Annotated in this window: 28 protein-coding genes; all 28 read right to left on the reverse strand. The window is 64.4% G+C overall.

Annotated features, from left to right (window positions below):
- Positions 1-41: 41 nt before the first annotated feature.
- The 28 genes from TACI_RS06755 to fliE all read right to left on the reverse strand — a co-directional run bounded on the left by TACI_RS06755 (position 42) and on the right by fliE (position 24928).
- Positions 42-1136, reverse strand: a complete 1095-nt coding sequence (locus TACI_RS06755) for a protein-glutamate methylesterase/protein-glutamine glutaminase (protein WP_012870053.1) — start codon at positions 1134-1136, stop codon at positions 42-44.
- Positions 1133-1825 carry a flagellar brake protein gene (locus TACI_RS06760; protein WP_164925431.1) on the reverse strand — a complete coding sequence of 231 codons (693 nt, stop codon included), beginning with the start codon at positions 1823-1825 and terminating at the stop codon, positions 1133-1135. The genes TACI_RS06755 and TACI_RS06760 overlap by 4 nt, the downstream gene beginning before the upstream one ends.
- 9 nt (positions 1826-1834) lie before the next feature.
- On the reverse strand, positions 1835-2743 hold the full coding sequence (locus TACI_RS06765; protein WP_012870055.1) for a MinD/ParA family protein: 909 nt from the start codon (positions 2741-2743) through the stop codon (positions 1835-1837).
- Complete coding sequence (flhF, locus tag TACI_RS06770; RefSeq protein WP_012870056.1) at positions 2736-3944, reverse strand: flagellar biosynthesis GTPase FlhF; 1209 nt, start codon at positions 3942-3944, stop codon at positions 2736-2738. Before flhF ends, TACI_RS06765 begins: the two co-directional genes overlap by 8 nt.
- Positions 3944-6037, reverse strand: coding sequence for a flagellar biosynthesis protein FlhA (gene flhA / locus TACI_RS06775; RefSeq protein WP_012870057.1), 2094 nt, complete (start codon positions 6035-6037; stop codon positions 3944-3946). The genes flhF and flhA overlap by 1 nt, the downstream gene beginning before the upstream one ends.
- 32 nt (positions 6038-6069) lie before the next feature.
- Positions 6070-7170 (reverse strand): flagellar biosynthesis protein FlhB, encoded by a 1101-nt coding sequence (gene flhB, locus TACI_RS06780; RefSeq protein WP_012870058.1) that lies wholly within the window; start codon positions 7168-7170, stop codon positions 6070-6072.
- Positions 7161-7940: a flagellar biosynthetic protein FliR gene (gene fliR / locus TACI_RS06785; protein ID WP_012870059.1), complete on the reverse strand. Its 780-nt coding sequence runs from the start codon at positions 7938-7940 to the stop codon at positions 7161-7163. The genes flhB and fliR overlap by 10 nt, the downstream gene beginning before the upstream one ends.
- Positions 7937-8206: a flagellar biosynthesis protein FliQ gene (gene fliQ / locus TACI_RS06790; RefSeq protein WP_012870060.1), complete on the reverse strand. Its 270-nt coding sequence runs from the start codon at positions 8204-8206 to the stop codon at positions 7937-7939. Before fliQ ends, fliR begins: the two co-directional genes overlap by 4 nt.
- Positions 8207-8217: 11 nt before the next feature.
- Entirely contained in the window at positions 8218-8973 is a 756-nt protein-coding gene (gene fliP, locus TACI_RS06795) for a flagellar type III secretion system pore protein FliP (RefSeq protein ID WP_242601089.1), read from the reverse strand.
- The gene (locus tag TACI_RS06800; protein WP_164925196.1) at positions 8963-9265 is read right to left on the reverse strand and encodes a hypothetical protein; all 303 of its coding nucleotides are present in this window, start codon (positions 9263-9265) and stop codon (positions 8963-8965) included. The genes fliP and TACI_RS06800 overlap by 11 nt, the downstream gene beginning before the upstream one ends.
- Positions 9266-9364: 99 nt before the next feature.
- Positions 9365-9727: a response regulator gene (locus TACI_RS06805; RefSeq protein ID WP_012870063.1), complete on the reverse strand. Its 363-nt coding sequence runs from the start codon at positions 9725-9727 to the stop codon at positions 9365-9367.
- A gap of 34 nt (positions 9728-9761) precedes the next feature.
- Entirely contained in the window at positions 9762-10889 is a 1128-nt protein-coding gene (gene fliN / locus TACI_RS06810) for a flagellar motor switch protein FliN (protein WP_012870064.1), read from the reverse strand.
- A gap of 3 nt (positions 10890-10892) precedes the next feature.
- Positions 10893-11900: a flagellar motor switch protein FliM gene (fliM, locus tag TACI_RS06815; RefSeq protein ID WP_012870065.1), complete on the reverse strand. Its 1008-nt coding sequence runs from the start codon at positions 11898-11900 to the stop codon at positions 10893-10895.
- Positions 11901-11912: 12 nt separating this feature from the next.
- Positions 11913-12362 carry a flagellar basal body-associated FliL family protein gene (locus TACI_RS06820; protein WP_012870066.1) on the reverse strand — a complete coding sequence of 150 codons (450 nt, stop codon included), beginning with the start codon at positions 12360-12362 and terminating at the stop codon, positions 11913-11915.
- 16 nt (positions 12363-12378) lie between these two features.
- Entirely contained in the window at positions 12379-13104 is a 726-nt protein-coding gene (locus tag TACI_RS06825) for an OmpA/MotB family protein (protein ID WP_012870067.1), read from the reverse strand.
- Positions 13105-13110: 6 nt separating this feature from the next.
- Positions 13111-13899 carry a motility protein A gene (locus TACI_RS06830; RefSeq protein ID WP_012870068.1) on the reverse strand — a complete coding sequence of 263 codons (789 nt, stop codon included), beginning with the start codon at positions 13897-13899 and terminating at the stop codon, positions 13111-13113.
- A gap of 50 nt (positions 13900-13949) precedes the next feature.
- On the reverse strand, positions 13950-14165 hold the full coding sequence (locus TACI_RS06835; protein ID WP_012870069.1) for a flagellar FlbD family protein: 216 nt from the start codon (positions 14163-14165) through the stop codon (positions 13950-13952).
- Between the two features lie 8 nt (positions 14166-14173).
- Positions 14174-16084, reverse strand: coding sequence for a flagellar hook protein FlgE (locus tag TACI_RS06840; RefSeq protein WP_012870070.1), 1911 nt, complete (start codon positions 16082-16084; stop codon positions 14174-14176).
- 96 nt (positions 16085-16180) lie between these two features.
- The gene (flgD, locus tag TACI_RS06845) at positions 16181-16585 is read right to left on the reverse strand and encodes a flagellar hook assembly protein FlgD (RefSeq protein ID WP_012870071.1); all 405 of its coding nucleotides are present in this window, start codon (positions 16583-16585) and stop codon (positions 16181-16183) included.
- Positions 16586-16598: 13 nt separating this feature from the next.
- Positions 16599-18101 carry a flagellar hook-length control protein FliK gene (locus tag TACI_RS06850; RefSeq protein ID WP_012870072.1) on the reverse strand — a complete coding sequence of 501 codons (1503 nt, stop codon included), beginning with the start codon at positions 18099-18101 and terminating at the stop codon, positions 16599-16601.
- A gap of 18 nt (positions 18102-18119) precedes the next feature.
- A complete protein-coding gene (locus tag TACI_RS06855) occupies positions 18120-18809 on the reverse strand; it encodes a MotE family protein (RefSeq protein WP_012870073.1) in 690 nt (229 codons plus the stop codon).
- On the reverse strand, positions 18809-19393 hold the full coding sequence (locus tag TACI_RS06860) for a lytic transglycosylase domain-containing protein (RefSeq protein WP_012870074.1): 585 nt from the start codon (positions 19391-19393) through the stop codon (positions 18809-18811). Before TACI_RS06860 ends, TACI_RS06855 begins: the two co-directional genes overlap by 1 nt.
- Complete coding sequence (locus TACI_RS06865; RefSeq protein ID WP_012870075.1) at positions 19383-19838, reverse strand: flagellar export protein FliJ; 456 nt, start codon at positions 19836-19838, stop codon at positions 19383-19385. Before TACI_RS06865 ends, TACI_RS06860 begins: the two co-directional genes overlap by 11 nt.
- Before the next feature lie 14 nt (positions 19839-19852).
- Positions 19853-21178 carry a flagellar protein export ATPase FliI gene (gene fliI / locus TACI_RS06870; protein ID WP_012870076.1) on the reverse strand — a complete coding sequence of 442 codons (1326 nt, stop codon included), beginning with the start codon at positions 21176-21178 and terminating at the stop codon, positions 19853-19855.
- On the reverse strand, positions 21165-22025 hold the full coding sequence (locus TACI_RS09445; RefSeq protein WP_012870077.1) for a FliH/SctL family protein: 861 nt from the start codon (positions 22023-22025) through the stop codon (positions 21165-21167). Before TACI_RS09445 ends, fliI begins: the two co-directional genes overlap by 14 nt.
- The gene (fliG, locus tag TACI_RS06880) at positions 22018-23028 is read right to left on the reverse strand and encodes a flagellar motor switch protein FliG (RefSeq protein WP_012870078.1); all 1011 of its coding nucleotides are present in this window, start codon (positions 23026-23028) and stop codon (positions 22018-22020) included. The genes TACI_RS09445 and fliG overlap by 8 nt, the downstream gene beginning before the upstream one ends.
- A 16-nt stretch (positions 23029-23044) precedes the next feature.
- Positions 23045-24619: a flagellar basal-body MS-ring/collar protein FliF gene (fliF, locus tag TACI_RS06885; RefSeq protein WP_012870079.1), complete on the reverse strand. Its 1575-nt coding sequence runs from the start codon at positions 24617-24619 to the stop codon at positions 23045-23047.
- A gap of 6 nt (positions 24620-24625) precedes the next feature.
- The gene (fliE, locus tag TACI_RS06890) at positions 24626-24928 is read right to left on the reverse strand and encodes a flagellar hook-basal body complex protein FliE (RefSeq protein WP_012870080.1); all 303 of its coding nucleotides are present in this window, start codon (positions 24926-24928) and stop codon (positions 24626-24628) included.
- Between the last annotated feature and the right edge of the window lie 92 nt (positions 24929-25020).

The raw sequence follows: 25020 nt of genomic DNA on the forward strand, positions 1-25020 counted from the left end.
CTATCCGCCTCCAGGTTCACGGGATTTTTAGAGTCTAGAACCTAAGGACCCACGGTCCAGCGATGAAAGGCCTCCGGCATCTCGTAGAGAGGGATCACCTCGTCCGCTATGCCAGCCTCCACCACCGCCCTAGGCATGCCATAGACAACGCAAGTCTCTGGGCTCTCCGCCAAGATTATCCCTCCCTTTCGGTGCAGCGCCAGGGCTCCGTCCGCCCCGTCCCTGCCCATGCCGGTCAGGACCGCCGCCACCACCGAACCGCCCACCACGTCCGCCACGCTCATGAACAACATGTCCGCCGCGGGCTTCACGGATCTGACCGGTGGAGCGTCGGAGAGTCTGCAGACCAGGTCCGCACCGGATCTGTCCACCACCATATGATAACCTCCAGGGGCTATCACCGCCATACCCCTTTGCGGTTTTAATCCATCGTAGCCCTCCACCACCTTCAGCTGGCTAGCGTCGTCCAGCCTCTCGGCGAAGGAGGCGGTAAAACCCCGGGGCATGTGCTGAACCACCAGGACGGGACAGGGGAAGTCCTTCCTTATGGCGGGGATCACCTCCTGAAGGGCCCTGGGCCCCCCGGTGGAGGAGGCGATGAGCAACAGATCCACCCGCTGGGGCCTCCTCCTGGGCGCCGTAGCCGCCGCAGGGGCGGAGGGCTGGGACACCGGGGGCTGAGGCCGCCTCTCCGGAGGGAACCTGCGAAGGCCGAGCCGGCTCCGGTCCACCGTGCTGGCCACCCAGACCTTCTGCTTGAGCTCCTCCTCCACCTTGTTCATGTCCAGGGATATGGTGCCCGACGGCTTGGTTACGAAATCCACCGCCCCCAGCGACAGGGCCTGCAACGTCACCTCCGCCCCCTCCCGGGTCAGGCTGGAAACCATCACCACCGGGGTGGGACGCCGCTCCATTATCTCCTTGAGCGCCTCCAGGCCGTTCTTCCGGGGCATCTCCACGTCCAGGGTTATCACGTCCGGCGAGGCCTCCTGCAACTTCTGAAGGGCCTCCTCCCCGTCCCTGACCCGGGCCACCACCTCGAAACGGCCATCGGAGGAAAGGATGTCGCCGATGACCTTGCGCATGAAGGCCGAGTCGTCCACCACCATAACCCTTATCTTTCTGCTGGTCGTCATGGCGCATCTCTCCCCTGGCGGGAATTAAGTTCCTGGGTCCGTATGAACTCTATTATATACTTTTCCGACCATCCCGGGATGGACTCGAAGGAGGATCCGCAGTCTAACAGCCCGTCGGCGGTCCTCTCCACCCTTGTCAGCCTGAGCACCGCCGGCACCCCCGCCTCCCCGAAGGGTAGCATGCCCAGGAACGAGTCCTCCCTGGACAGCCGGTAGGGGAACGCCAGCCTGAACCGGATGCCCCCAAGGCTCAGGTCAACCCCCACAGCCCGGAGCCAACGGCCCGACAGGGGGGAACGGTGCTCCACCTCCAGGGGGAACACCCTGAACTCCTTGACGCAGCTTACCCTGAGGTAGCGCCGGCGCTGAACCCTCTCCACCGGACCTGAGATCCTCACCCACAGCAGGGGCACCGGGGACGAGAGGTCGCTCCGGACCACCACACAACTGCCCCTCATGGGGGACCGGGAGTCCTCGGATATCACCTCGCACTCCATGTCCCGGTAGACCGGCAACAGCCCCCCCTTGAACATGGGGTGCGCCAGCGCCACCATGCCGTCCCTCAAATCCTCCACCCGGCTAGCGTAGGTCCCCTTGAAGAGCCCGTCGTGGACCTTGAACTCCGCCTTGGCCCCAACGGGGAACTCCGCCACGCCCGCATTCGACCCCTGAGACCCCAAGGAGACCACCCCCAAACATCAGGACTTGAGCCGCATCCTCCTGCCCAGCCGCAGCATGAACGCCTTGAGCCCCCGCCCCTGGGGGGCCTCCTGGTCCTGCCCCCCGGACACCAGCCTCCGGGCTATAACCTTGACGCAGGAGGCGGCGGGAGAGTCGGGCATCTCCAGGAGGAAAGGCCTCCGGCGCCTCACCGACTCCATCACCGACTGATCCCAAGGGACGTACCCCACGTAGTCTATGGCCAGGTCCAGGAACTGGCTGGCCGCCATCCTCACCCGGTCCGCCACCGATAGGGCCTCCTCCTGGCTCATGGCCATGTTCACCACCAGGGACACGTTGGGCTTCCAGGACACCCCCATGACCAGGGATTTGAGGACCCCGTAGGCGTCCCTTATGGCGGTGGGCTCCGTGGTGGTGAGAAGCAACACCTGGTCCGCCGCGGCGGCGAAGGATATGACGTTCCTGTGGATCCCCGCCCCGGTGTCCACCAGCAACACCTCCGCCTGGGACTCCATGGCGGAGAACCGCTCTATCAGCATGGCCTGGCTCTGCTCGTCCAGGTCCGCCAGGTCCGAGAACCCAGCCCCCCCGGGGATCAGCCTCACCCGGTCGTTCACCGATATCACTATGTCCTCCAGCCCCATGGTCCCCCCGATCACGTGGCCCAGGTGGTGCTTGGGCACCACCCCCAGGAGCAGGTCCACGTTGGCGAGCCCCATGTCCGCGTCCATCAACATCACGTCCCGGCCCAGCTGGCCCATGGCCAGGGCCAGGTTGACCGACAGGTTGGTCTTCCCCACCCCACCCTTGCCGCTAACGACCGCTATGGACCTAAGCCCCCGGAAGCGGGATTGGGCCTGCCGGGAGGACATGACCGCCTCCCTAAGCGCCCAGGCCTGATCGAACCTGCCGTTGGGCCTATCCAATCTGGTCCCCCTCCAGTATTAGCCGGGCGAGCCGCTCCGACTTGGCCACCTCTATATCGTTGGGCACGTTCTGACCCACGGTGAAGAAGGACACCGGCAGGTTGAAGTCCTCCAAAACGTTGAGCAGGGGGCCGAAGGAGTAGGTCTCGTCCAGCTTGGTGAATATCACCGACCCGATGGGGACCACCGCCATCCGGTCGATCACCTTGAGCATGTCCTTGTACTTCAGGTTCGCCGCCAGCACCAGGTGCACCGCGTCGGGCTGGAAGGCGTCGTAGAGCCACTTGAGCTCCTCCATCTTCTTGGCGTCCCGGGAGCTCCTGCCGGCGGTGTCCAGCATTATGAGGTCACACCCCTGGTGCTTGGACACAAGCCCCTCAAAGTCCTTGGCCTCGAAGACCACCTCCATGGGGATGCCCAGGATCTTTGCGTAGGTCCTAAGCTGCTCCACCGCCGCTATCCGGTAGGTGTCTGCGGTGGCCAGGGCCACCTTCCGGCCCTCCCACAGGGAGTGCACCGCCGCCAGCTTGGCTATGGTGGTGGTCTTCCCCACCCCGGTGGGACCCACGAACATGACCCGACGCCCCCCCATGGCGGACACCGGATCGGACCCCATGACCCTCACTCGGGAGGACAGAAGCTCCAGCAGGTCCTCACCGCCCCGGCGGGACGACAGGATCCGTTGGGCCACCTCCGGGTCCACATCCGCCTCCACCAGGCGCCTCACCTCCGGGTCCTCCCCCAGGTACCTCTCCCCGGAGCCAACCCGCTTCACCACCTGGTCCAACGTCCGGCGAAGCTCCTCCACCTGGGCCTCCAGGTCGGGCCTCCTGGCGGCCCCGTAGGCCTCCAGGGCCGCCGCCTGGCTCAACGGGCCCATGGGCTGGGGCGACACCGGGGGCTGAACCGGGGGGGGTGCCTCCACCCCGGACACCGCCCGCTGGACCTCCTTGCGCATGTCCAGAAGCTGCTGAAAGGAGAAGAGCCTCTGCCTGGACTCCTGATCCATCACCGGCTCGTCGTCCTCCAGGATGCCGGCGGTCACCATCAAAACCCGCTTACCGAAGAGGCCCATGAAGCCCCCCTTCTTCACCGGCCGGGTGCTCAGTATGACCGCATCCCGCCCCAGCCGGCGGGAGGCGATCCTCATGGCCTCCGCGTCATCCTTGGCCTCGAACTCTATCTGCTTGAGGACCCGCATCACTCCACCACTCCCAGGGATCTAAGCTGAGTTGAAGGGGCTATTTCGTTATAGCTTACCACGAAGAGCTGGGGAAGGCTCCCCTCCACTATGCGGCGCACCACCAGCCTCACGTCCGGATGGGTGAGCAACACCGGCGTCAGCCCCCCCATCACCATGGCCTCCGCGGCGGCCCCCACCGCCTCCATCAGCTCCTGCATCTCCTTAGGCGGCATGTTCAGCTGCCAGCCCTGCATAAGGTCCCCCTTGATGCATTCCTTTATCCGTTGCTCCCAGCGGGGGGACAGGGTGTAGACCCCAAGCACCCCGTCCTGGTCCTGGAGCTTCAGGGTTATGACCCGGGAGAGGGCCTCCCTCACCCGCTCCATCAGATAGTCCGGGCTCTTGGTATACCTGCCGTGGTCCGCCAAGGTCTCGAATACGGTCACCAGGTCCCTTATGGACACCTGCTCCCTTATGAGCCCCTGCAGCACCTTCTGCACGTCCGCCAGGCTCAGCACGTCCAGGAGGTCCTTGGTTATGGCCGGGTTGGTCTCCGCCACCAGGTCCACCAGCTTCTGCACCTCCTGACGGGTCATCAGGTCCGCCCCGTACCTCTTGATCACCTCCGACAGGTGGGTGGCCAGCACCGACGGACAGTCAACCACCGTGTAGCCCAGCCCCTCCGCCTGGTCCCGGATCTCGGGGGATATCCATAGGGCCGGCAGGCCGAAGGCGGGCTCCTTGGTGGGGATCCCCACCAGCAGGTCCTCTCCACCGGTGCTCATGGCCAGGTAGTGATCCGGCAGCAGCTCCCCCCGGCCCACCTCCGCCCCCTTCACCCTTATGACGTACTCGGTGGGCTTGAGCTGGATGTTGTCCCTTATGCGGATCGGGGGCACCACCAACCCCAGGTCCATGGCCATCTGGCGCCTTATGGTGCCTATCCTCTCCAGGATGTCCCCCCCCTGGGAGGGGTCCACCAGGGGGATCAGGGCGTAGCCTATCTCCACCTCCATGGGGTCCACGGTAAGCAGCGGCAGCACGTTCTCGGGCCCCGAGGGGGCGGAGGGAGGGGCGGACGGAGCACCAGGCGCCCCCTTGGGCTGGGGGGACCCCTCACCCCTGCCGGCGGGAACCTCCGCCTCCGCGGCCTCCCGCTGGATCCCGTAGGCCATGGCGGCCATGGCGGAGCCCAAAAGGGCGAAGGGGATGGTGGGCAACCCGGGCACCACCGCCAGGGCGAAGAGGAGGCCCGAACCTATGTACAGGGGCCGATGGTTCCTGGTCATGGAGGCCACCATGTCCCTGCCCAGGTCGCTCTCCCCCGCCGCCCGGGTGACTATTATGCCCGTGGCGGTGGACAGCAGCAAAGCGGGGATCTGGGCCACCAGACCGTCCCCAACGGTGAGCAGGCTGTAGGTGCTAAGCGCCTGCCGTAGCTCCATGCCCCGCTGAAGGACCCCGATGGCCAGGCCACCCAGGATGTTTATGGCGGTTATTATGAGCCCCGCGATGGCGTCCCCCTTTACGAACTTGGAGGCCCCGTCCATGGCACCGTAGAAGTCCGCCTCCCGCTGGACGTTGGCCCTCCTCTTCCGGGCCTCCTGCTCGTCAATCATCCCCGCGTTGAGGTCCGCGTCTATGGCCATCTGCTTGCCCGGCATGGCGTCCAGGGTGAACCGGGCGGCCACCTCCGCCACCCGCTCGGCCCCCTTGGTGATCACCAGGAACTGGATTATCACCAGGATCAGGAACACCACGCCACCAACCACGTAGTTGCCCCCCACCACGAAGTTGCCGAAGGCGTTGATTATCTCCCCCGCATAGCCGTTGAGCAGCACCAACCGGGTGGTGGAGACGTTGAGGGCAAGCCGGAACAGGGTGGCCATGAGCAGTATGGTGGGGAAGGCGGCGATCTCCAGCGCCTGCTTCACGTAGAAGGTGCTGAGCAGTATCACCACCCCGAAGGTGATGTTGAGCGCCAGCAAAACGTCCAGAAGCCAGGTGGGCAGGGGGATTATCATCATCCCCACGATGAGCACCAAAAGGACGGCCATTCCCACGTCCGCGTACCTCAGAACCTTGTTGGAAACCGAAGCGGATCCTCCCATGAAAACCTCCTAAAAAGCCAGGCTAAAACCCCTCAGCCCCTCCGGGCCCCGCCCCTCAAACGGTACACGAAGGCCAACACTTCCGCAACGGCCTTGTACAGGGACTCGGGGATCTCCTCCCCCACCTCCACCTGGGCGTATATGGCCCTGGCCAGGGGGGGGTTCTGAACCACCGGCACCCGGTTCTCCCGGGCTATCTCCCTTATCCTCTGGGCGATTAGCCCCTTCCCCTTGGCCAGGACCACCGGAGCCTCCGCCACCTTCCGGTCGTAGCTCAGGGCCACCGCCACGTGGGTCGGGTTTGTTATCACCACGTCCGCCTTGGGGACGTCGGACATCATCCGACGCCGAGCCAGCTCCCGCTGCCGCTGCCTTATCCGGCGCTTGACCAGCGGGTCCCCCTCCATCTGCTTGTACTCCTCCTTTATCTCCTGTTTCGACATCCTGATGGACCGCTCGAACTCCCACCGCTGGTAGGCGTAGTCGAAGAGACCCAGCACCATTAGCATCAGGGTCATCTTCATGCAGAGCACCCAGACCCGCCACATTACAAGCCCCAAGCCCTCCCCGAAGGGCTGCCCTATGGCCCCAAGCAGGGTCAAAAGGTCCTTCCTCAGGGCCCCATAGAGCATGAGAAGCAATATAAGGGCCTTCAGCACCCCCTTCAGCATCTCCACGAAGGACCGGCCGGAGAACATCTTCTTCATGCCGCTCACCGGGTTCATCCGGTTCAGGTTCGGCACCAGGGGCTTGGGCGTTATCATAAGCCCCACCTGGTAGGCCATGAGCCCCAGGGCGGCCAGGGCGCAGGCAAGACCCAGGGGAAACCATATGAGAAGGTAGGACCCGAGGGCCCGGGAGAAGGGGAGCAACAGCCACTCCTCACCCCCCATTGAGGGGTCCTTCAGGTAACCCATCACCTGGGCGAAGAGAAGCTGCAACCGGCGGAAGAAGAACCCGCCGAAGACCAGGACCCCCAGGAGCCCGGAGGCGATCACCACCGCGGCGGTGAGGTCCTGGCTCTTGGTCACCTGCCCCTCCTCCCGGGCCTTCCGCCTCTTCCTCGGGGTGGCGGGCTCGGTCTTCTCCTCCGCGAAGAACTGGAGGTCCAATCGGATGGGGGCTACCTCCACATCATGACCCCCTCCAGGGCCCCGGTCACGGCCCCCCCGAGGGTTCCGTAGAAGAGGTCCACCACGAAGGGGATCACCGCCATGAGCAGGATGAGCCCCAGGCCTATCTTCAGGGGTATCCCCAGGATGAAGACGTTGATCTGGGGGACCGTCCGGGCCACGAACCCAAGCCCCACGTCCGCCAGCAGAAGGGCCCCCATGATGGGCAGGGAGAACCGGATGGCCAGGAGGAACAGGTCGGTGATCCACCTGCCAAACGGCTGTCCCGGCGGCAGGTCCAGCACCCCCTTGCCCAGGGGGATCAGGCTGAAGCTGCGGTTAATCGCCTCGATCAGCACCAGGTGCCCGTTCCAGTGGAGCAGGAACCAGATGCCCAGCAGGTACTTCACCTGCCCCAACAGGGCCACGTTCCCCTCCTGGGTGGGATCGAACAGGGTGGCCATGGCCAGCCCCATCTGGCTCCCCTCCAGGTAGCCGGAAAGCTGCAGGGCGTAGAGGGGGAGCCCGGAAAGGAGCCCCACCATGGCCCCCACCAGGAACTCCCGAACTGCGAAGATGGCCATGCCAGTCCAGGTAGCCAGGAGAACCATGGGCACCTGGGGATCAACCGAAGGGACCATGAGCAGGGAGAGCATCAGGGCCAGCCACATCCTTACCGGTATGGGCCAGGAGGGGAGCATGAAGACCGGACTTGACATCAAAAGCCCCAGCACCCGTATTGAGCACAGCAGGTGGACCGCCAGAACGTCCACCAGGGCCTCGTAGTTCATGACACGAACCGGTGCAGGGACTGGAACAGGAACCGGGCCATGTCCACCACCGTCCTGCCCATCCAGGGTCCCAGGATCAGCAGCCCCCCTATGATCGCCAGGATCTTGGGGATGAACAACAGGGTCTGCTCCTGGATGGAGGTGGCGGTCTGAAGTATGCCTATCACCAGCCCCACCACCATGGCTATCACCAGGATGGGCATGCTACTTATCATGGAGATCCAAAGGGCCTGCCGGAAGGCGTCCGCCACGCTGAGGGATTCCACGGTCCGTCACCTCACTTGAAGCTGGAGACCAGGCTGGCGATCACCAGGTCCCATCCGTCGGCCATCACGAAGAGGAGCACCTTGAATGGAAGGGAGATCATCATGGGGGGCAGCATTATCATCCCCATGCTCATCAGCACGCTGGAGACTATCATGTCCACCACGATGAAGGGTATGAAGATCACCACCCCCATCTGGAATGCGGTCTTCAGCTCGCTTATGACGAAGGCGGGGATCAGCACCCGGGTGGGCACCTCCGACGGGTTCTTGGGCTGCTTCATCTTGGCCAGGCGCACCATGAGGGACAGCTCCGGCTCCCGGGTCTGCCTCAGCATGAAGGCCCTCACCGGCCCCTCCACCCCATCGAAGGCCCTCTGGGCGGATATCTCCCCCCTCATGTATGGCACCAGGGCCCCCTTGTAGACCTGGTCCCATACGGGGCTCATGGTGAAGAAGGTTAGGAACAGGGCCAGGGAGGCTATCACCTGGTTGGGGGGCATCTGCTGGAGCCCCATGGCGTTCCTGACGAACCCCAGCACCACCAGGATCCGGGTGAAGCTGGTTAGCATGAGGATTATGGCGGGAGCCATGCTGAGCACCGTCATCAGCGCCACTATCTGAAGCGTCAAGGCCACATCCTGTTGGGATCTGGCGGCCTCCACTCCAACCCTTATGGCAGGTATCGGAAGCGTCGGAGGCACCGGCTGAGCCCAAGCGGCAGAGGCCGCAAGGACCAGCGCCAAAATCAGCGGCAACCTAAGCCTCACCGCCACTCGCCCCCTCTCCCACCTCGGCCCTCCAGCTCTCCCAGTCCCACCGATCGAGCACCGCGAATTCCCCCTTTGGGGAGGAGATAACTGCCATCACCGACGGGCCAACCCTCAGGACGTACAGCAGGTCCCTCCCAACGGGCGTAACGGACAAAACCGACACCACTCCACCGCCACCAATCCCCCTGAACCTGGGGGACAGTCGGAGGGCTCCAAAGGCCATGAGCCCTATCACCGACAACCCAAGGGCCACCTTCAGAAGGTAGTTCCAGATAGAGATCCCTTCCAAATCAGACACCCCAAACCGTAATTTAATATGATCAAATAAACACAAGGGGGCGCCGGGGGAACCGCCCCGCCACCCCCTTGGGGATGAGGCCCATAACGTCTAGGAGAGGGCCTTGCTCAGCGCCTCCAAGACCCGGTCGGGCTGGAAGGGCTTCACGATGAAGTCCGCCGCCCCGGCCCTTATGGCCTCTATGACCATGGCCTGCTGCCCCATGGCGCTCACCATGACCACCTTGGCGTTGGGATCCTGCTGCTTGATCTCCTTCACCGCCGCAAGGCCATCCATCTCCGGCATGGTTATGTCCATGGTGACCACGTCGGGCTTCAGCTCCGAGTACATCTGGACCGCCATCTTGCCGTTCTCGGCCTCGCCCACCACCTCGAAACCGTTCTTGGTGAGGATATCCTTCAGCATCATCCTCATGAAGGCCGCGTCATCTACTATAAGAACCCTGGTTCCCATTCCGCCCTCTCCTTCCTGGAAGAAAATGGCTACTTCAAACGCCCATGGAGCGGATTCGCTCCGCCCGGCTGACGATCTCGGTCACCCTGACCCCGAAGTTCTCGTCTATGACCACCACTTCGCCCCTGGCTATCAGCTTGCCGTTAACCAGGACGTCCACGGGCTCACCGGCCATCCTGTTCAATTCTACCACGGAGCCGGGGCTCATGTTCAATATCTCCCCGATGGTCTTCCGGGTCCGGCCTAGCTCAACGGTTATTCTAACAGGAATGTCCGATATCAGGTCAATAGCGCTGGCAGAAATAGCCACCTCCTGTCCGCCCAGGGGGGCGAACTCCGCGGGACGCACGTCCACCGGGGCGGTGGATATGGAGGCGCTCCTGGGGGCGTAGAACCCCTCGTCCCGGGCGGGGGCAGCGGGTTGGGGGGCCCTGGGGGCCGCCGCAGCCTGAGGGGCCCTGGCCTCCTGCTTCGGCTCCTCCTTGGGGACCGAGACCTCCCTGATCCGCTCCGCCAGATCCTTGGCGTTGGGGGCGGGCAGCACCAGGAAGAGGGGGAAGGGGGCCACGTCGTCCACCGCCACCTCCATGCCCGCTATCCATGCCTCATCGGTCACCGCCAGCTGGTCGAAGGGCACCCAGGAGAAGTCCGCCAAACCACCGGAGGTGTCCTTGGGCGCCAGCTTGGCCCCCTTGAGAAGCCCGCTTATGCTGGTAAGGGCGGAGCCGATCAGCTGGCTGAAGCCCTCCTGGGAGGCGGAGAGGTAGAGGTCGTTGGGCTCCTCCGGGAGCTCCTTCGCATCCCCACCCATCATCAGGTCCGCCAGGGTCAGGGCCCCCTTGTCGCTGGTCACCAGCCTGGCGGGGGCGTCGTCCAGCCCATCCCACTTCATGGAGAAGACGAAGATGGACATGGCCCCCACCTTCTCCACCACCGAGTTCTGGGGGGCCACCTCGCAGTTGGTGACGTTGACCGACACGGACCTGCCGGCCAGCATGCCCATCACGTTGCCCACCGACGAGGCGGCGGTGGACGCCACCTCCCTAAGTATCTCCATCTCGTCACCGCCGATGGATCCGCCACCGGACGGTCCGCCCCCGGAGGGCTTGCCCCCCGATAGGAGGGCGTCTATCTCGTCTTGGCTAAGGAAATCCTCGCCCATGGCCTAATCCTCCCCCTGATGGGCGAGACCTTCCTCGCTGCTTAGAACCTCGAGGACCCTCGCCGCGTAGTGCTTGTTGAAGCTGCCCGCCTCGCAAAGGAACTTGACCCGGTTGCCCACCCTGAGGCCCAGCGGGTCCGACGTCTTGGCGTCCAGGCGGATCACATCCCCCTCCCGGAGCTGAAGCACGTCCCCCAGGGAGAGAACCGTGTGCCCCAGCTCCAACGCCACCGGAACCGCCACCTTGCTGAGCCGGGCCTCTATTATCTCCCGAGCACCCTCCACGTTCTTCCTCCCCGTGGAGGCGAACCAGTGCTGGGACGACAGCTTGTCTATCATGGGCTCCATCACGAAGTAGGGGATGCACAGGTTCATTATCCCCTCCGCCTCGCCCACCTGAACCTTAAGCGTCACCAAAAGCACCATGTCAGTGCCGGGACATATCTGGACGAAGAACGGGTTGCTCTCCATGCTCTCGAACCGGAACCGGATGTCCACCACGGTGCTCCAGCTCTCCTCCAGGTGCTCAAGGATCTTGAGCATCACCCGCTCCACCACGGTCCGCTCTATATCGGTCAGGTCCCTTGGCTTCCTTATGGGCTCCCCCTTGCCCCCCAACATCCGGTCGATTATGGCGAAAACCAGGTGGGGGTTCATCTCCAGCACCGCGTTGCCGCTCAAGGGGTACATCTCCAGCACCCCGATCACCGTGGGCTGCACCAGGGACCTTATGAACTCGTCGTAGGCCAGCTGATCCACCGACACCACCTCGGAGGAGACCATGGACCTCACCAGGGTCGACAGGGAGGTGGTCAGCTGCCTGGCGAAGGAGTCGTGGATCATCTGGATGGCCCGCAGCTGGTCCTTGCTGAACTTGTCCGGGCGCCGGAAGTCGTAGACCTTTATCTTCCGGTCGTCCTTGCTCTCTATGGCCGCCAGGTCAACGCTTCCACTTGAGAGGGCCTGCAGCAGGGAGTCTATTTCGTTTTGGGAGAGTACCTCCGGCACCATCGTCTCACCCCCTTACTGCAGCATGAACTGATCGAACAACACCTGCCTAACCGGCACCTTGCGGGTCTTCTTGGTCCTGGGGAGTATGGAGTTCAGCTTACCCCTCAGGTCCTGAGCCAGGATCTGGGCCCCCTCGGAGCTCTTCAGGTCGTCGTACCTACGGTCCTTGACCGTAAGGATCACCTCGTTCTTTATCCTGGACATCCACCCGGGATCCGCCAGCATTGTGGCGGTCTCCTGGTCCTCCAGCTCCAAAGTAACCCCCAGCTGAATTAGATGGGGCTCCGGGTCCGCCAGGTTGATGGTGAAGCTTCCCAGGGAAACGGTGGGCCCCGGGGGGAGCAGCTTCTCCTCCGGCTTGTCGGAGCCGAAGAACTTGAGCCCCACCATCACCCCGCCCCCTATGCCGAGGAGCAGGACCACCACCCCGATCACCCCAAAGATCAAAGCCTTCTTAGCCATGGTCCCTCCCCCTCGCTCAAATGGAGTGTTCCGTCAGTATCACTATGTCCACCCGCCGGTTTATGGCCCGATGCTCCGGCGTGTCGTTGGGCACCAGGGGCTTGGATGGCCCGTAGCCCACCGCCTGGACGTTCTTGTCCGACAGGCCTATCCGGTTAACCATGTAGGACGCCACCGCCGCAGCCCGGGCGGCGGAGAGGCCCCAGTTGTCCCCGTAGAGGCCCCCCTCCATTGGGGTGTTGTCCGTGTGCCCCTCAAAGGAGAGGGGGAACCGAACAACCCGCAGCACCTGTCCAACCTTGAAGAGCACCCGCCTGGCAAAGGGGCTCAGCTCCGCACTACCGGGAGCAAAGAGGAACTGCTCCGACATGGAGACCGTCACCCCCCGCTGGTCCACATGAACCTTCATCTGGCTCTGAAGCCCCTCCTCCTTGGCCAGGGCCTGGAGCTGCCTGGCTATGCCCTCCTTGAACTCCTGGGTCCTCTTTATGGAGTCCCCCGCATCCTGGCCAACCTTACCCTGGTAGACCCCCGCATCCTCCTGGATGGTCTTCCCCCCAGGCAGAACCCCCAGTGCCCCCTGGAAGGAGAAGATCATCTTCTGGAACTTCTGGACGTCTATGGACGAGAAGGAGTACAGGAACACGAAGAAGGTGAGAAGCAGGGTGACCATGTCCCCGTAGGTGGCCATGAATAGGGGCGCCCCGGTGGGGCCCTCAGGCTGCTTCTTCTTCCGAGCCAACGGTCATCACCCCCCCTGCTCCTTCTCCTTCTCCTCCTCCATCTTGGCCCTGAGGTCCGGGGAGAGGAAGACCTTGAGTTTCTCCTCCACTATCCGGGGGTTCTCTCCCGCCTGAATAGCCAATATACCCTCCACCATGAGCTCCCGGGCCAGCACCTCCTGGCTGGACCGGTAGGCCAGCTTCTTGCTGGTGGGGATGCAGAGCACGTTGGCGATGAATGACCCGTAGAAGGTGGTGATCAGCGCCGTGGCCATTCCGGGCCCCAGGGCGTCCGGGTCGTCCAGGTTGCCAAGCATCAGGATCAGCCCTATCAGGGTCCCCAACATGCCGAACGCGGGGGCCAGCTCCGCCATGGTGTCGAAGTAGGCCTTACCGGCCCCGTGACGCTCCTCCAGGAGCCCTATCTCCGTGTCAAGGATGGACTTCACCAGCTCCGGATCGGTGCCATCCACCACCAGCTGGATGGACTTCTTGAGGAAAGGATCGTCCAGCTGGGCTGCGTCCTCCTCCAGGGCCAGAAGCCCCTCCCAGCGGGCCTTCTCGGCGAAGCTCACCAGCGTCTGAATGAGCCCAGGAAGATCTATCGGGTCGTTGAAAAAGGCCTTCCGGATGATCTTGGGCAATGCCTTGGTCCTCTCTATCGGGTTAGCCATTATGGCGGCACCAAGGGTACCTCCACCGGTTATGAGAAGTGAAGGGGCATCCACAAAGGCCCCCGGGTCTCCACCCGCCAATATGCCCCCGATGACCAGAATCAAGGCCAAAAGAAAACCTATCACGCTCGCAAGATCCACCGGCGCCTCACCTCGATGAAATCAAGTGTAGATCCCCAAACCCCGGGGGCTCACGCCCCCCCGGATCCGTCACCGATCCCCGGGGGAGACCACAGCCTCCGTTTGAACCGCACCACCTTCTCTATTATATCCTCCGGCGGCTCCTTAACCACGTAGCGATGTCCATTGGTCATCGTCACCACCGTGTCCGGTGTGGCCTCAACGGTCTCTATGAGCTCGCAGTTCACCACGAACTTGCCGCCGCCGAACCGAGTGAGCTCTATCATGAGGCCAACTACCTCTTGAGGTTTATAAGCTCCTCAAGAACCTGGTCCGAGGTGGTGATGACCCGGGCGTTGGCCTGGAAACCCCTCTGGGCCACGATCAGGTTCACAAACTCCTGGGACAGGTCCACGTTGGACATCTCCAGGTTGCTACCCATTATCCGCCCCGCCCCGCCCTCCATGGGCTTAACTATCTGGGCTATCCCCGAGTTGGCGGACTGGGAGAAGACCGTGCCGCTCTCCTTGAAAAGCCCCTGAGGGTTGGCAAAAAGCGCCAAAGCCAGCTTGTAAAGGGGCTGCCTCTGACCGTTGCTGTACACCCCCTGGACCGTGCCGTCGGAGCTCACCGCGTAATCCTGAAGCACCCCCATGGGGTAGCCGTCCTGGTAGTAGGCCTTGGTGGTGAAGGCGGACCCGTACTGGGTGACCCCCTCTATTGCGTCCTTGTCGAAAGACCTACCGCTGAAGTCCAGCCTCACGGTGGAGTCCTCGGCCCCGAGGGCGGCGAAGTTGATGGTCACGTCGAAGGTGTCCACCCCCTCGATCTTTCCCTCGGAGGTGAAGTTTATTACCCCCGTGTTGTCCGTCATGGTGATCCCCGGCTCGCTGGGCAGGAAGGCCCGCCAGCGCCACTGGTTGTTATCTATCTTCTCCCAGGAGACCTCCAGGGTGTGGGCGTTGCCCAGGCTGTCGTATATGTCCATCTTGCTGGTGTGGACGCTGGAGAGCCGCTGGTTCAGGGTGGCCACCGTGGTGGCCCCATCCTTGACCACCAGCCCCAGCCCGTCGGTGGTGGCCTGAACGGTTACCGCATTCCCCGTGGGGGACTGGGCGGCGGCGAGCAGGTTGGTGGCCGCGCTCAGATCGAAGGTCCCGTCCCTCCTGGTTGGGACCGTGACGGAGTAGCGGGTCATGGCGCCGCCAGCGGAGGCGTCGGGCCCCCAGAGAACCAGCTCTTTGTCCCCCGTGGTGGCCACGTCGTTGAACTCCGCCAGGTAGTAGTAGGTGTTGTTGAGCGCATCCTTCACGCTGAGCACCTGGAAGTCCATGAGGGCCGCCAGGTCCACGGTGCTTGAGTTGGTGCCGTCGGTTACGGTCAGCTTCCCGGTGGCGGGGTCGTAGGAGGCGCCGGTGAAGGCCCCGGCGGTGGTTATCTGCGTGAGGTTGGGAAGAAGCGACGTAGGATCAACTATGGGACCCGCGGCAGGGAAGCCCAACGTAACCGAGTTGGTGCCATCCGATAAGGTCATAAAGCTGGCCACCGCCCCCCCCTCGGACACCTGGTTCAGGGTGTAGGTGTTGGTCCCCAGCACGATCTTGAACTCCGAGTCGTTGCCGGTTATCCCCATGGGCAGGTGGGCCTTGACCCGGCTGTCCAGATTGCACCGGTAACCCCCCAGGGTTGTCTTGTTGGCCTCCAGCTTCTGCCCCACCGGTATGTTTATGTCCCCCAAAGGACCCTCTACGTACTTGGTCGGATCCGTGGGATCCTTCGACATCTTGTAGCCCTGGTATATGTAGCCCATTCCGGACATGACCAAGTTGCCACCGGAGTCCATGGTGGCGGAACCGGCACGGGTGTAGAAGGTATCGGCACCGGTCTTGACCACGAAATAACCATCTCCGGATATGCCGAAATCGTTCCGGTTGCCCGTGTACTGCATGGTACCTTGGGTGTGGATGGTCTCCACCGCCCCCACCATGCTGCCAAGACCTACCTGCATGGGGTTTATGCCCCCCCTGCCCTGACCCGCGTCGGGGGCCATGGCTCCCCTGACGTTCTGGTAGAGCAGGTCCTGGAACAGCACGTTAGACCTCTTGAAGCCGGTGGTGTTCACGTTGGCTATGTTGTTTCCCACCACGTCCAGGTAGGTCTGATGCCCCTTGACGCCGGAGACTCCAGAATATAGGGATCTAAGCATGCCCCGCCTCCTCCTTCAATCCAAAATTCGAAACCACAATCCCTAGATCCTAAAGCCCGCCGTCCCTGGGGGCCATAGATTCTGCCATCATAGTCCTCAACCCACGTACTGAACCTTCTCCATTGGAATCGAGTTGCCGTCTGCCAGGTGGAGCGTCACGGAGCCGTCCTTCATCTCCACGAACTTCACCACCCCCGCCGCCTCCTGCCCCTGGTCGTCCGTGTACCCCACGGTGCGCCCCACGTAGTTTACCGCCGAGGCCATGGAAAGCTTGGATAGACCCTCTATGCCCTTGGCTATGTTCATCTGCTGCTCCAGCGCGGAGAACTGGGCCATCTGGGCGATGAAATCCCGGTCCTTCAGCGGATCCAACGGATCCTGGTGGGTCAGCTGGGCTATCAGGATCTTGAGGAAGTCGTCCTTGCCCAGCTCCTTCTTGACCGCCCGGGTGGCCTCCTGACCGCCGGAGGCGGCCTGGGTCACCCCGTTAACCTCCGCCATTCCGAATCCCTCCTCACGCAAGCCAGTGGAGGAGCCCCTCCCTCAGGTCCACCCGGAAGAGGCTGGCCTCCTGGTCCGATCCCGGGTTCAACCGGGACCGACCCCTTCGCTGATCCCCGCCCCCCCGGGGACGGTTCTCGTCGTTCCTCAGGTCCACCGAGAGCCCCATAACCTGAAGGCCCTGGGCCTCCAGCGACTCCCTGAGCCGCTGGGACTGGGCCTGAACGATCCCCAGAAGCTCCCGGTTCTCCACCCGGATGTTGGCGGTCACCGCCCCGTCCTGCACCGAGAGCTCCACCTCCACCCGACCCAGGGACGGGGGCTCCACCACCATCTCCGCCCGCCCCCCCTGATCCGATGAGGAAAGGGGGATGATCCGGATCAGCGCCTCCCCCAGCGCCATCTCCCCCACCGAACCGAGCCGATAGGTCACCGGAACCTGGGGACGAGACGGAACCTGGGGCGCCCCCGGGACACCGGTGGCAGTGGAACCCTCCACACCGAAGGGGATCGACACAGGGCCAGGTGATTCGGCCACCTGGCCCCACCGCTGGGGCCTCACGGGCTCCCCCGACCCGGATGAGCCGGAGCGACGCAACTCCAGCGGCCCCGCAAACCCCTTCTGTCCATCCCCACCGGGACGGACCTCATCCTCCGCTCCGTCCACTCCCCGGCCGGATGCGGAACCCTTGAACTCGACCCCGGGAGACGTGGCCGAGGGGCCCGCATCGGGGGAAGACGCCTCCGGCGCCTCCCCGGGGAGCGACTCGGTGGCCATCCACCCCCCATTAGGGACCTCCTCCAAAGATGCCAAAGGCACGGGATCGAGGTAAACAACGGGCAAGCCCCCTTCCCCGGCGAGCTTGGACGCGTGGAACATCAGCTCCGCCGGGCCGGCATAAAGCCAACTGTCCCCACCCATGGCCCCTGACTCCGAAACAGGCCTCTCCGGCGCCCCCGCCCGGGTGTCACACCCCTCTTCGTCGCTGGAGCCCTCTTGATGCCCGCGGACCTCTGGCCTTAAGACGTCCGCATCCATCACCGGCACATCCCGTTCACCCGTGACCCTGGCCTTACCCAGGGCATCCAAGGCCTGGATCAACCGGTCAAGCCTCTCGTCCACCCCACAGGACCCACCCGCCTCTGTGGCTGACACATCCGCATCCTTCGGGACGGACCTCCCTACATCGGGATCCAACGAGGACCACCGAGCCACACCATCGCGACGAAGCCCCCCTAGAACACCCATGGAGAACGGAACCATGGGCTGAATGAACCGCCCCTTGGCACCGCCCTCACCCCTTTCCCGGGGCTCTTGGGCCCACGAGACAAGGGCTCCCCCCGCCACCCCATGGGCGTCACCACTCGGGGGTTTGCCGCCATCCCCCGTGGCGGATGTCATCTCCTCCATCATGTTCAGGAACGCTTCGGCGTCACCCTTGGGCCCCTCGGATCCAATGCTTGGAACCAAGGGCCCCAGCAAGGACCAGAGGTCCAGGTTAACAGAGTCGGGCACGAACGCCACCTCCCACGGTCAAGGCCTCTTCTCCACGTTGGCTAGCCGTTCCGTCAGCCTGGCCGCCAGGTCCGCGTCCATGCGTCCCAGTATCTTGGCCGCTTGATCCTTGGGCAACCTCGAAAGGATCTCCACCGCCAGGTCCTCGTTCATCTTGCCGATGATCTGGGCCGCGTTCCTGGGGGACATGTCCTTGTAGGTCTTCAGCACGTCCTCCAGGGAGGCCAGCGAGGCCTGCTCTTTCTTATCGTCTTCGGCCTCCAGCTCCTTTAGCTTCGCCTGAAGCTGGGCCTCCAGCTTCGCTATCTCCCCCTGCCGGGCACTCAGGTCCGCGGAGGCCGCGTCCAGCTCCGCCCCCCTCCTGTCCAGCTCCGCTTTGAGGGCCGAGAGGGCCTCCTCCATCTGCCGGATCTCCATGGCCCGGCGCTCCTGGGAGGACATGGCGTAGGTGGCGGGTATCCCGAGAGCGGCCCCCAGGGAGGGCCCCACCTTGGGTATCGAGTACACCGCGCGGAACATGGGCCCCCTCATGTCCACCGCCCCGGAGAAGTGAAGCCCCAGGGCCACCCCCAGGAGGAGCAAGGACAGCAACAGAAGGCGCCTCAGCTTCGACGGCCCCTTCTTCTTTTTGGGCTTGGGCTTATCCTCCCTCTTGGGCCTCTCCTCTTGGACCTCGGGCAGTTCCTCCCGGGTATCGTCCTCGGGCATCAGCGGTTACCTCCGTCGTACTTGCGGTATAGGGCCATCACGTTCTTCACGTACCTCTGGGTCTCCGGGATCGGGGGGACTCCACCGTGGGAGTCCACCCGGCCGGCGCCGGCGTTGTAAGCCGCCAGGGCCTTCTCCACGTCACCACCGTAGCGGGCCAGCATCTGGGCCAGGTACTTGACCCCCCCCTCCAGGTTCCGCACCGGGTCCCGGGGATCCACCCCCAGGGCCCTGGCGGTGCCGGGCATGAGCTGCATGAGGCCTATGGCCCCCGCAGAGGACACCGCATCGGGACGTCCCCCGGACTCGTGGTACATCACCGCCCTGGCCAGGTCCGGATCCACCCCGTACCGGCCGCACAGCTCCTGCAGGACCGGCTCCCAAACCTTTAGCCGCTCCTGGGCCGACTCGGGAATCTCCACATCGCCCCCGGGAAGGGACTCATCCTCCAGATCCCCCTCCGCCTCCTTCAGCGCCCGGTCGAAGGAGACCACCTCTCCCCGCTGGACCCGCTCTATGCCGAACCGGGACTCTATCTCCCTTATCCTGCTAAGGACCCCATCCATGCAGCCCTCAGGCCTCATCCAACACACCCCCGCCCCTCAAACGCAACGCCATCTCGTCCAACATGGACTGCTCCACCCGGGACTCCTCCGCCGCAAGGCGGCTCCGAAGCCTGCCCATGAAGCTCTCGAGAACCTTCAAGTCCCGGTGGGACTCGGTCACCGCCTCCATGGTCCGCTCTATCTCCTCCATGCACCTGGAGAGGTCCGATCCTGCGGACTCCACCTCCTGGGCCGCCAGGTCTATGGAGCTCCTCATCATCCACATGTCCCGGGCGCTCACGGTGCCGCAGAGGGACATGAAGTCCGCCTCCGCCCGGTGCCTCATCTCCTGGGCGGCCTCCAGGCGACGCCGGTGAGCCTCCTCCTCCGCCCGGCGCCGGGCCAGCTCGGTCATCCGCTGGTCCAGCTCCGCCTCCCTTGCCCTGTATATCCGCTCGAAGCGGGCTATCCTCTGCCTTATCAAGGGTCAACCTCCCCTCAAGCCCCCAGGGGGGCCAGCTCCAGGAGCCTTGATACGGTCTCGTCGAAGGAGCTCCTCTCGTGCATCCCCTGACGTAGGAAGTTTCGGACGTCCTCCAGGTTGGCCAAAGCCCAATCTATCCTGGGGTTGCTCCCCGCCTTGTAGGCCCCGATGTTCACCAGGTCCTGGGCCTCCTCGTACACCGCCAGGAGCTCCCTCACCCGGCCCGCGGACTCCAGGTGCTCCCGGGATACTATGTGGGGCATAACCCGGCTGACGCTCCGGCCCACCTCCACCGACGGGTAGTGGTTCTTGGCCGCCAGGGACCGGCTGAGCACTATGTGGCCGTCCAGGATCCCCCGGACCGTGTCCGCCACCGGCTCGTTCATGTCGTCCCCCTCCACCAACACGGTGTAGATGGCGGTTATGCTCCCCCGGTCCCCCGCCCCGGACCTCTCCAGCAGCCGGGGCAGGAAGGCGAACACCGACGGGGTGTACCCCTTGGTGGCCGGGGGCTCCCCTATGGCGAGACCAACGTCCCGCTGGGCCATGGCCACCCGGGTAACCGAGTCCATCATGAGCAACACGTTGGCCCCCTGATCCCGGAAGTACTCCGCCACCGCCGTGGCGGTGAGGGACGCCTTGAGCCTCACCAGGGGGGGCTGGTCCGATGTGGCCACCACCACCACCGACCGCTTGAGCCCCTCGGGCCCCAGATCCCGCTCCACGAACTCCCGGACCTCACGGCCCCTCTCCCCCACCAGGGCGATCACGTTCACGTCCGCCTCGGTGTTCCGGGCCATCATGCCCAGGAGCACGCTCTTGCCCACCCCGGAGCCGGCGAAGATCCCCACCCTCTGGCCCTGCCCCAGGGTCAACAACCCGTCTATCACCCTGACCCCCACCGAGAGGGGGCGGTCTATCATCTGCCTCTTCAGCGGATGGGGCGGCGGGGCATAGAGGGGGTAGAACTCGCTGGCCCCCACCGGGCCTAGGTCGTCAATTGGGTTACCTAGCCCATCCAGGATCCGGCCCAACAGGTCCTCCCCCACGTGGACCCCCAGGGTGGGGCCCAGGGCGGCCACGTCACACCCGGGGCCTATGTCGTTCAGGTCCCCCAGGGGCATGAGGAGCACCCGGTCGGACCTGAAACCCACCACCTCAGCCTTTAAGGGGTTCCGGCGGTTCCGGAAGGATATCTCGCACAGGTCCCCCACCTGGACGTCGGGCCCTTGGGACTCTATCACGAGCCCCACCACCTGGACCACCCTGCCGTTCAGTCGGATCAGCTCGGTCCTCTCCAGCCGCCCCTCCAGGGCCTTGAAGACCTCACTCCCCCTCAAGGCCCCCACCCCCGAACAGGAGGGCCCCCACCTGGAGGTCCACCTGCTCCAGCTGGGTCCTCCACCGGGCGTCATACACCCCCAGGTTGGTCTCAACTATGCAGCTACCCCGGTCCACGTCCCCATCGGGCACCACCTCCAGGTGTTTGACCCCCCGAAGCAGGTCCCCCAGCCCGGATGCGGCCTCCTCCACCATCCGGTGATCTTGGGGGTTAACGTAGACCACCAGCCGTTCCCGGTCGCTTATCTTGGCCAGTATCCCCTTGAGGACCCTCGTAGCGGCCCCCTCCTCCAGGCGGACCCGGTCGAAAAGCATCCGGGACAGCAGGGCCTCCCACAGCCTCACCATCTGGGGCACCAGCAGAGACGCCAGCGCCTGCCGCTCCTCCTCCAGGGACCGGTGTATCCCCTCCAGCACGTCCAGGGCCCCCTTAAACCGGGAGCGGTACTCCTCCTCCAGCTCCGCCCGGGCGGCCAAGAGCCCCTGGGAGTGCCCCGCCTCGAAACCCTCCCGACGCCCCTCCTCCATCGCCTGGCGCTTGAGCTCCTCCACCTTCCGGGTCGCCTCCTCCATGAAGGCCCGCATCTCCTCCTCCTGGCGGAGCTTCAGGGAAACCAGCTCCGCCTCCAGGGCGGACGCCTTGGAGAGGGCCCGCTCCAGCTCCGACTCCAGCTCCGACACCCTGGCGCTCAGGGCCTCCTCCCGGGAGACCTCGGGTGCCGCCGGGGAGGACGACCCATCCTCCTGTGCTGGGGACGGCCCCCTGTCCCTCTGGGTCCTGCCGATCCGGACCACCTCGGGGATGACCCGGACCGCCTTTATCAGGCTGCGGCGAGGGCTAGACAACCAGCTCCTCCTCTCCGCCCCGGGCTATGACGATCTCTCCCGCCTCCTCCAGGGACCTGACTATGTTCACGATCTTCTGCTGGGCCTCCTCCACCATCCGGACCCTCACGGGGCCCATGAAGTCCATGTCCTCCCGTAGCATGTCCGCCGCCCGCTTGGACATGTTCCGGAGGAACTTGTTCTTGAGCTCCTCCGACGCACCCTTGAGGGCCAGTGCCAGGTCCTTCATGTCGACCTCCCGGAGCACCCGCTGCAGCGACCGGTCGTCCATGCCCAGGATGTCCTCGAACACGAAGAGCCGCTTCTTTATCTCCTCCGCCAGTTCCGGATCCTGCTCCTCCAGGGCCTCTATGATGTTCCGCTCCGTGCCCCGGTCCACCCGGTTGATTATGGCCACCACCGCGTCCACCCCGCCCGCCATGGTGAAGTCCTGACCCATGACGGTGGACAGCTTCCTCTCCAACACCCGCTCCACCTCCCGAAGGACCTCGGGGGTTATCCGATCCATCCGGGCGATCCTCCTGGCCACGTCCCACTGGGACGACGGGGGAAGGCCCCCCAACACCTGCCCCGCCTGCTCGGGGGACAGGTACGACAGGATGAGGGCGATGGTCTGGGGATGCTCCCCCTGGATGAAGGATATGAGCTGGGACGGGTCCGCGTGCCGGACGAAGTCGAAGGGCCTGACCTGGAGGCTGGCGGTGATGCGACGCAGTATGTCCTGGGCCCGCTCGGGTCCCAGGGCCTGCTCCAGCAGCTTCCGGGCGTACTCCACCCCGCCCTGGGTCATGAACTCCCGGGCCATGATTATCTCCTGGGCCTCCTTGAGGACCTCCAGCTTGGTCTCCGGGGTCACCTTCCTCAAGTTGGCTATCTCCAGGGTGAGAAGCTCTATGGTGGGGTCGTCCAGGTGCTTGTACACCTGGGCGGAAACCTCCGGCCCTATGGCCACCAGGAATATGGCGGCCTTCTCCCTGCCCCTAAGGTCCTTGGCCTTGGCCATTCAAATCCGTCCTTCCCTAAGATTCCTCCGCCAACCAGTTCTTTATGAGGTTGGCCACCTCTTCCGGGTTGTTGGAGGCGTAGAGCCTGAGCTGCTCCTCCAGTATGGCCAGCTCTCCCTGGGCGGTCATGAGCTCCGGGTTCTCCAGGAGCTCCTTGAGGGACGGAGCCTTCTGCTCCCCCTCCTGGGGGACCAGCCTTGCAAGGGCCGCCAGCTTACGCCGCCGGTACCAGAGGAAGCCGAAGCCCCCGGCGGCCAAAAGCACCAGAAGCCCCACCAGGGCGGCCCCGATGAGCCGCTGACGCCTCTCCGCCTCCAGCTGGGCCAGCATCTGATCCGCCAGGGTGGTGTCGAACTTCATGGCCTGGATCACCAGCCGATCCCCCCGGGCCTCGTCGATCCCGATGGCGGCCGCCACGGTCTGCCTCAGGTTCTGAGAGGCCGCCTCATCCAGCTGACCGTCCACGATCACCGATGCGGATAGACGCTTTATGGCCCCCGGGGTCGACTGGGTCTGGGACTCCTGGGTGGTTATGTCGTAGTTGGTCACCGTGTCGGTCTTGTTGTACTCCACGTTGCCCCCCTGGTTGGGGTTCACAACGTAACCCGGTATGTTGGTGGTGGTGCCCGGCGCACCACCGGGAGGGGTGCCTGGACCGGTGTAGCTCTCCTCCACGTTCTGCTGGCTCCTTATGACCCCCTTGCCGTCCGGACCGGGGATGAACTCCCTCCGGGACGTGCTCTTCTTGTCGAAGTCAAGCTCCACCCGGACCCGGACCACCGCCTTGCCGGGGCCGAAGACCTTCTCCAGCATCACCCGCACCTTCCGCTCCAGCTCCTGCTCCTGCTGGCGCTCCAGCTCCCGCTGGACCGAAGACACCGCTCGCCCGTCGGAGCCGGACATGTAGATCAGGTTGTCGTCGTGGATAAGGTCCGACAGCACCTTGCCGGAGGTGTCCACCACCGTCACGTCCTCGGGCCTGAGCCCCTCCACGCTCCGGGCCACCAGGTTCACTATCCCCCGGACCTGCTCCTGGCCTATCTCCCGGCCGGGCTTGAGCCTCACCAACACCGAGGCGGTGGACGGCCGCTGCTCCTCCAGGAAGAGCCGCTGCTCGGGGATCACGATGCTCACCCGGGCCTCCTCCACCGCGTCTATCTTGGATATGGTCCTGGACAGCTCCCCCTCCAGGGCCCTGGCGTAGGCCACCCTCTGCTGGAAGTCGTTCATCCCCATCTTGGGCTGGTCGAATATCTCGAAACCCACCACGCCCCCCTTTGGGATACCCATCTGGGCCAGGGCTATCCGGGCCTCGTAGACGTTCCGCCGGGGCACCAGTATGGCGTTTGCCCCCGGATCAACCTTGAAGGGGATCTTCTGCTCCTTCAGGTACTCCACCACCGCCCCCTGGTCCTCCATGGTGAGCCCCGAGAAGAGGGGATCGTAGGCGGTCCGCCCGGCCACGAAGGCCAAAAGCACCAGGGAGGCCAGGACCAACGCCCCGGCCCCCACCAGGGAGTACCGCTGCCACCTCTCCAGCCCAAGGAAGAAGCCCTTGAGCCGTTCCAACTGCTCCTTAAGCCTGTCCATAAAGGGCTACACCGGCATCCTCGATATCTGCTGGTACGCGTCCACCAGCTTGTTGCGGATCTCCACCAGGGTCCTCAGCGCCAGCTCCGCCTTCTCCACCGCTATGGACACCTGGGACACGTCCTCCACCTCCCCAAGCGCCAGCCGCTGGACTATCTGATCCGCCCCCATCTGAAGGGAGTTCACGCTCCTCAGACTGGAACGCAACACCTCCTCGAAGGGCGTCACCGACCCAACGGCCCCCGACGAAGGGGAAGCCACCGGGGACACCGACGCAAGCCTAGAAAGATCCAACCGGACCACGTCCACAAGAAATACCCCCCCAAAGCCGCCACCGGCGGCCACGTCACGTCGGTTACGAATCTTATCCCATCCCCCGGGGGGAGATAAAGAGACCAAAA

Source organism: Thermanaerovibrio acidaminovorans DSM 6589 (assembly GCF_000024905.1).
Lineage (GTDB): Bacteria > Synergistota > Synergistia > Synergistales > Synergistaceae > Thermanaerovibrio > Thermanaerovibrio acidaminovorans.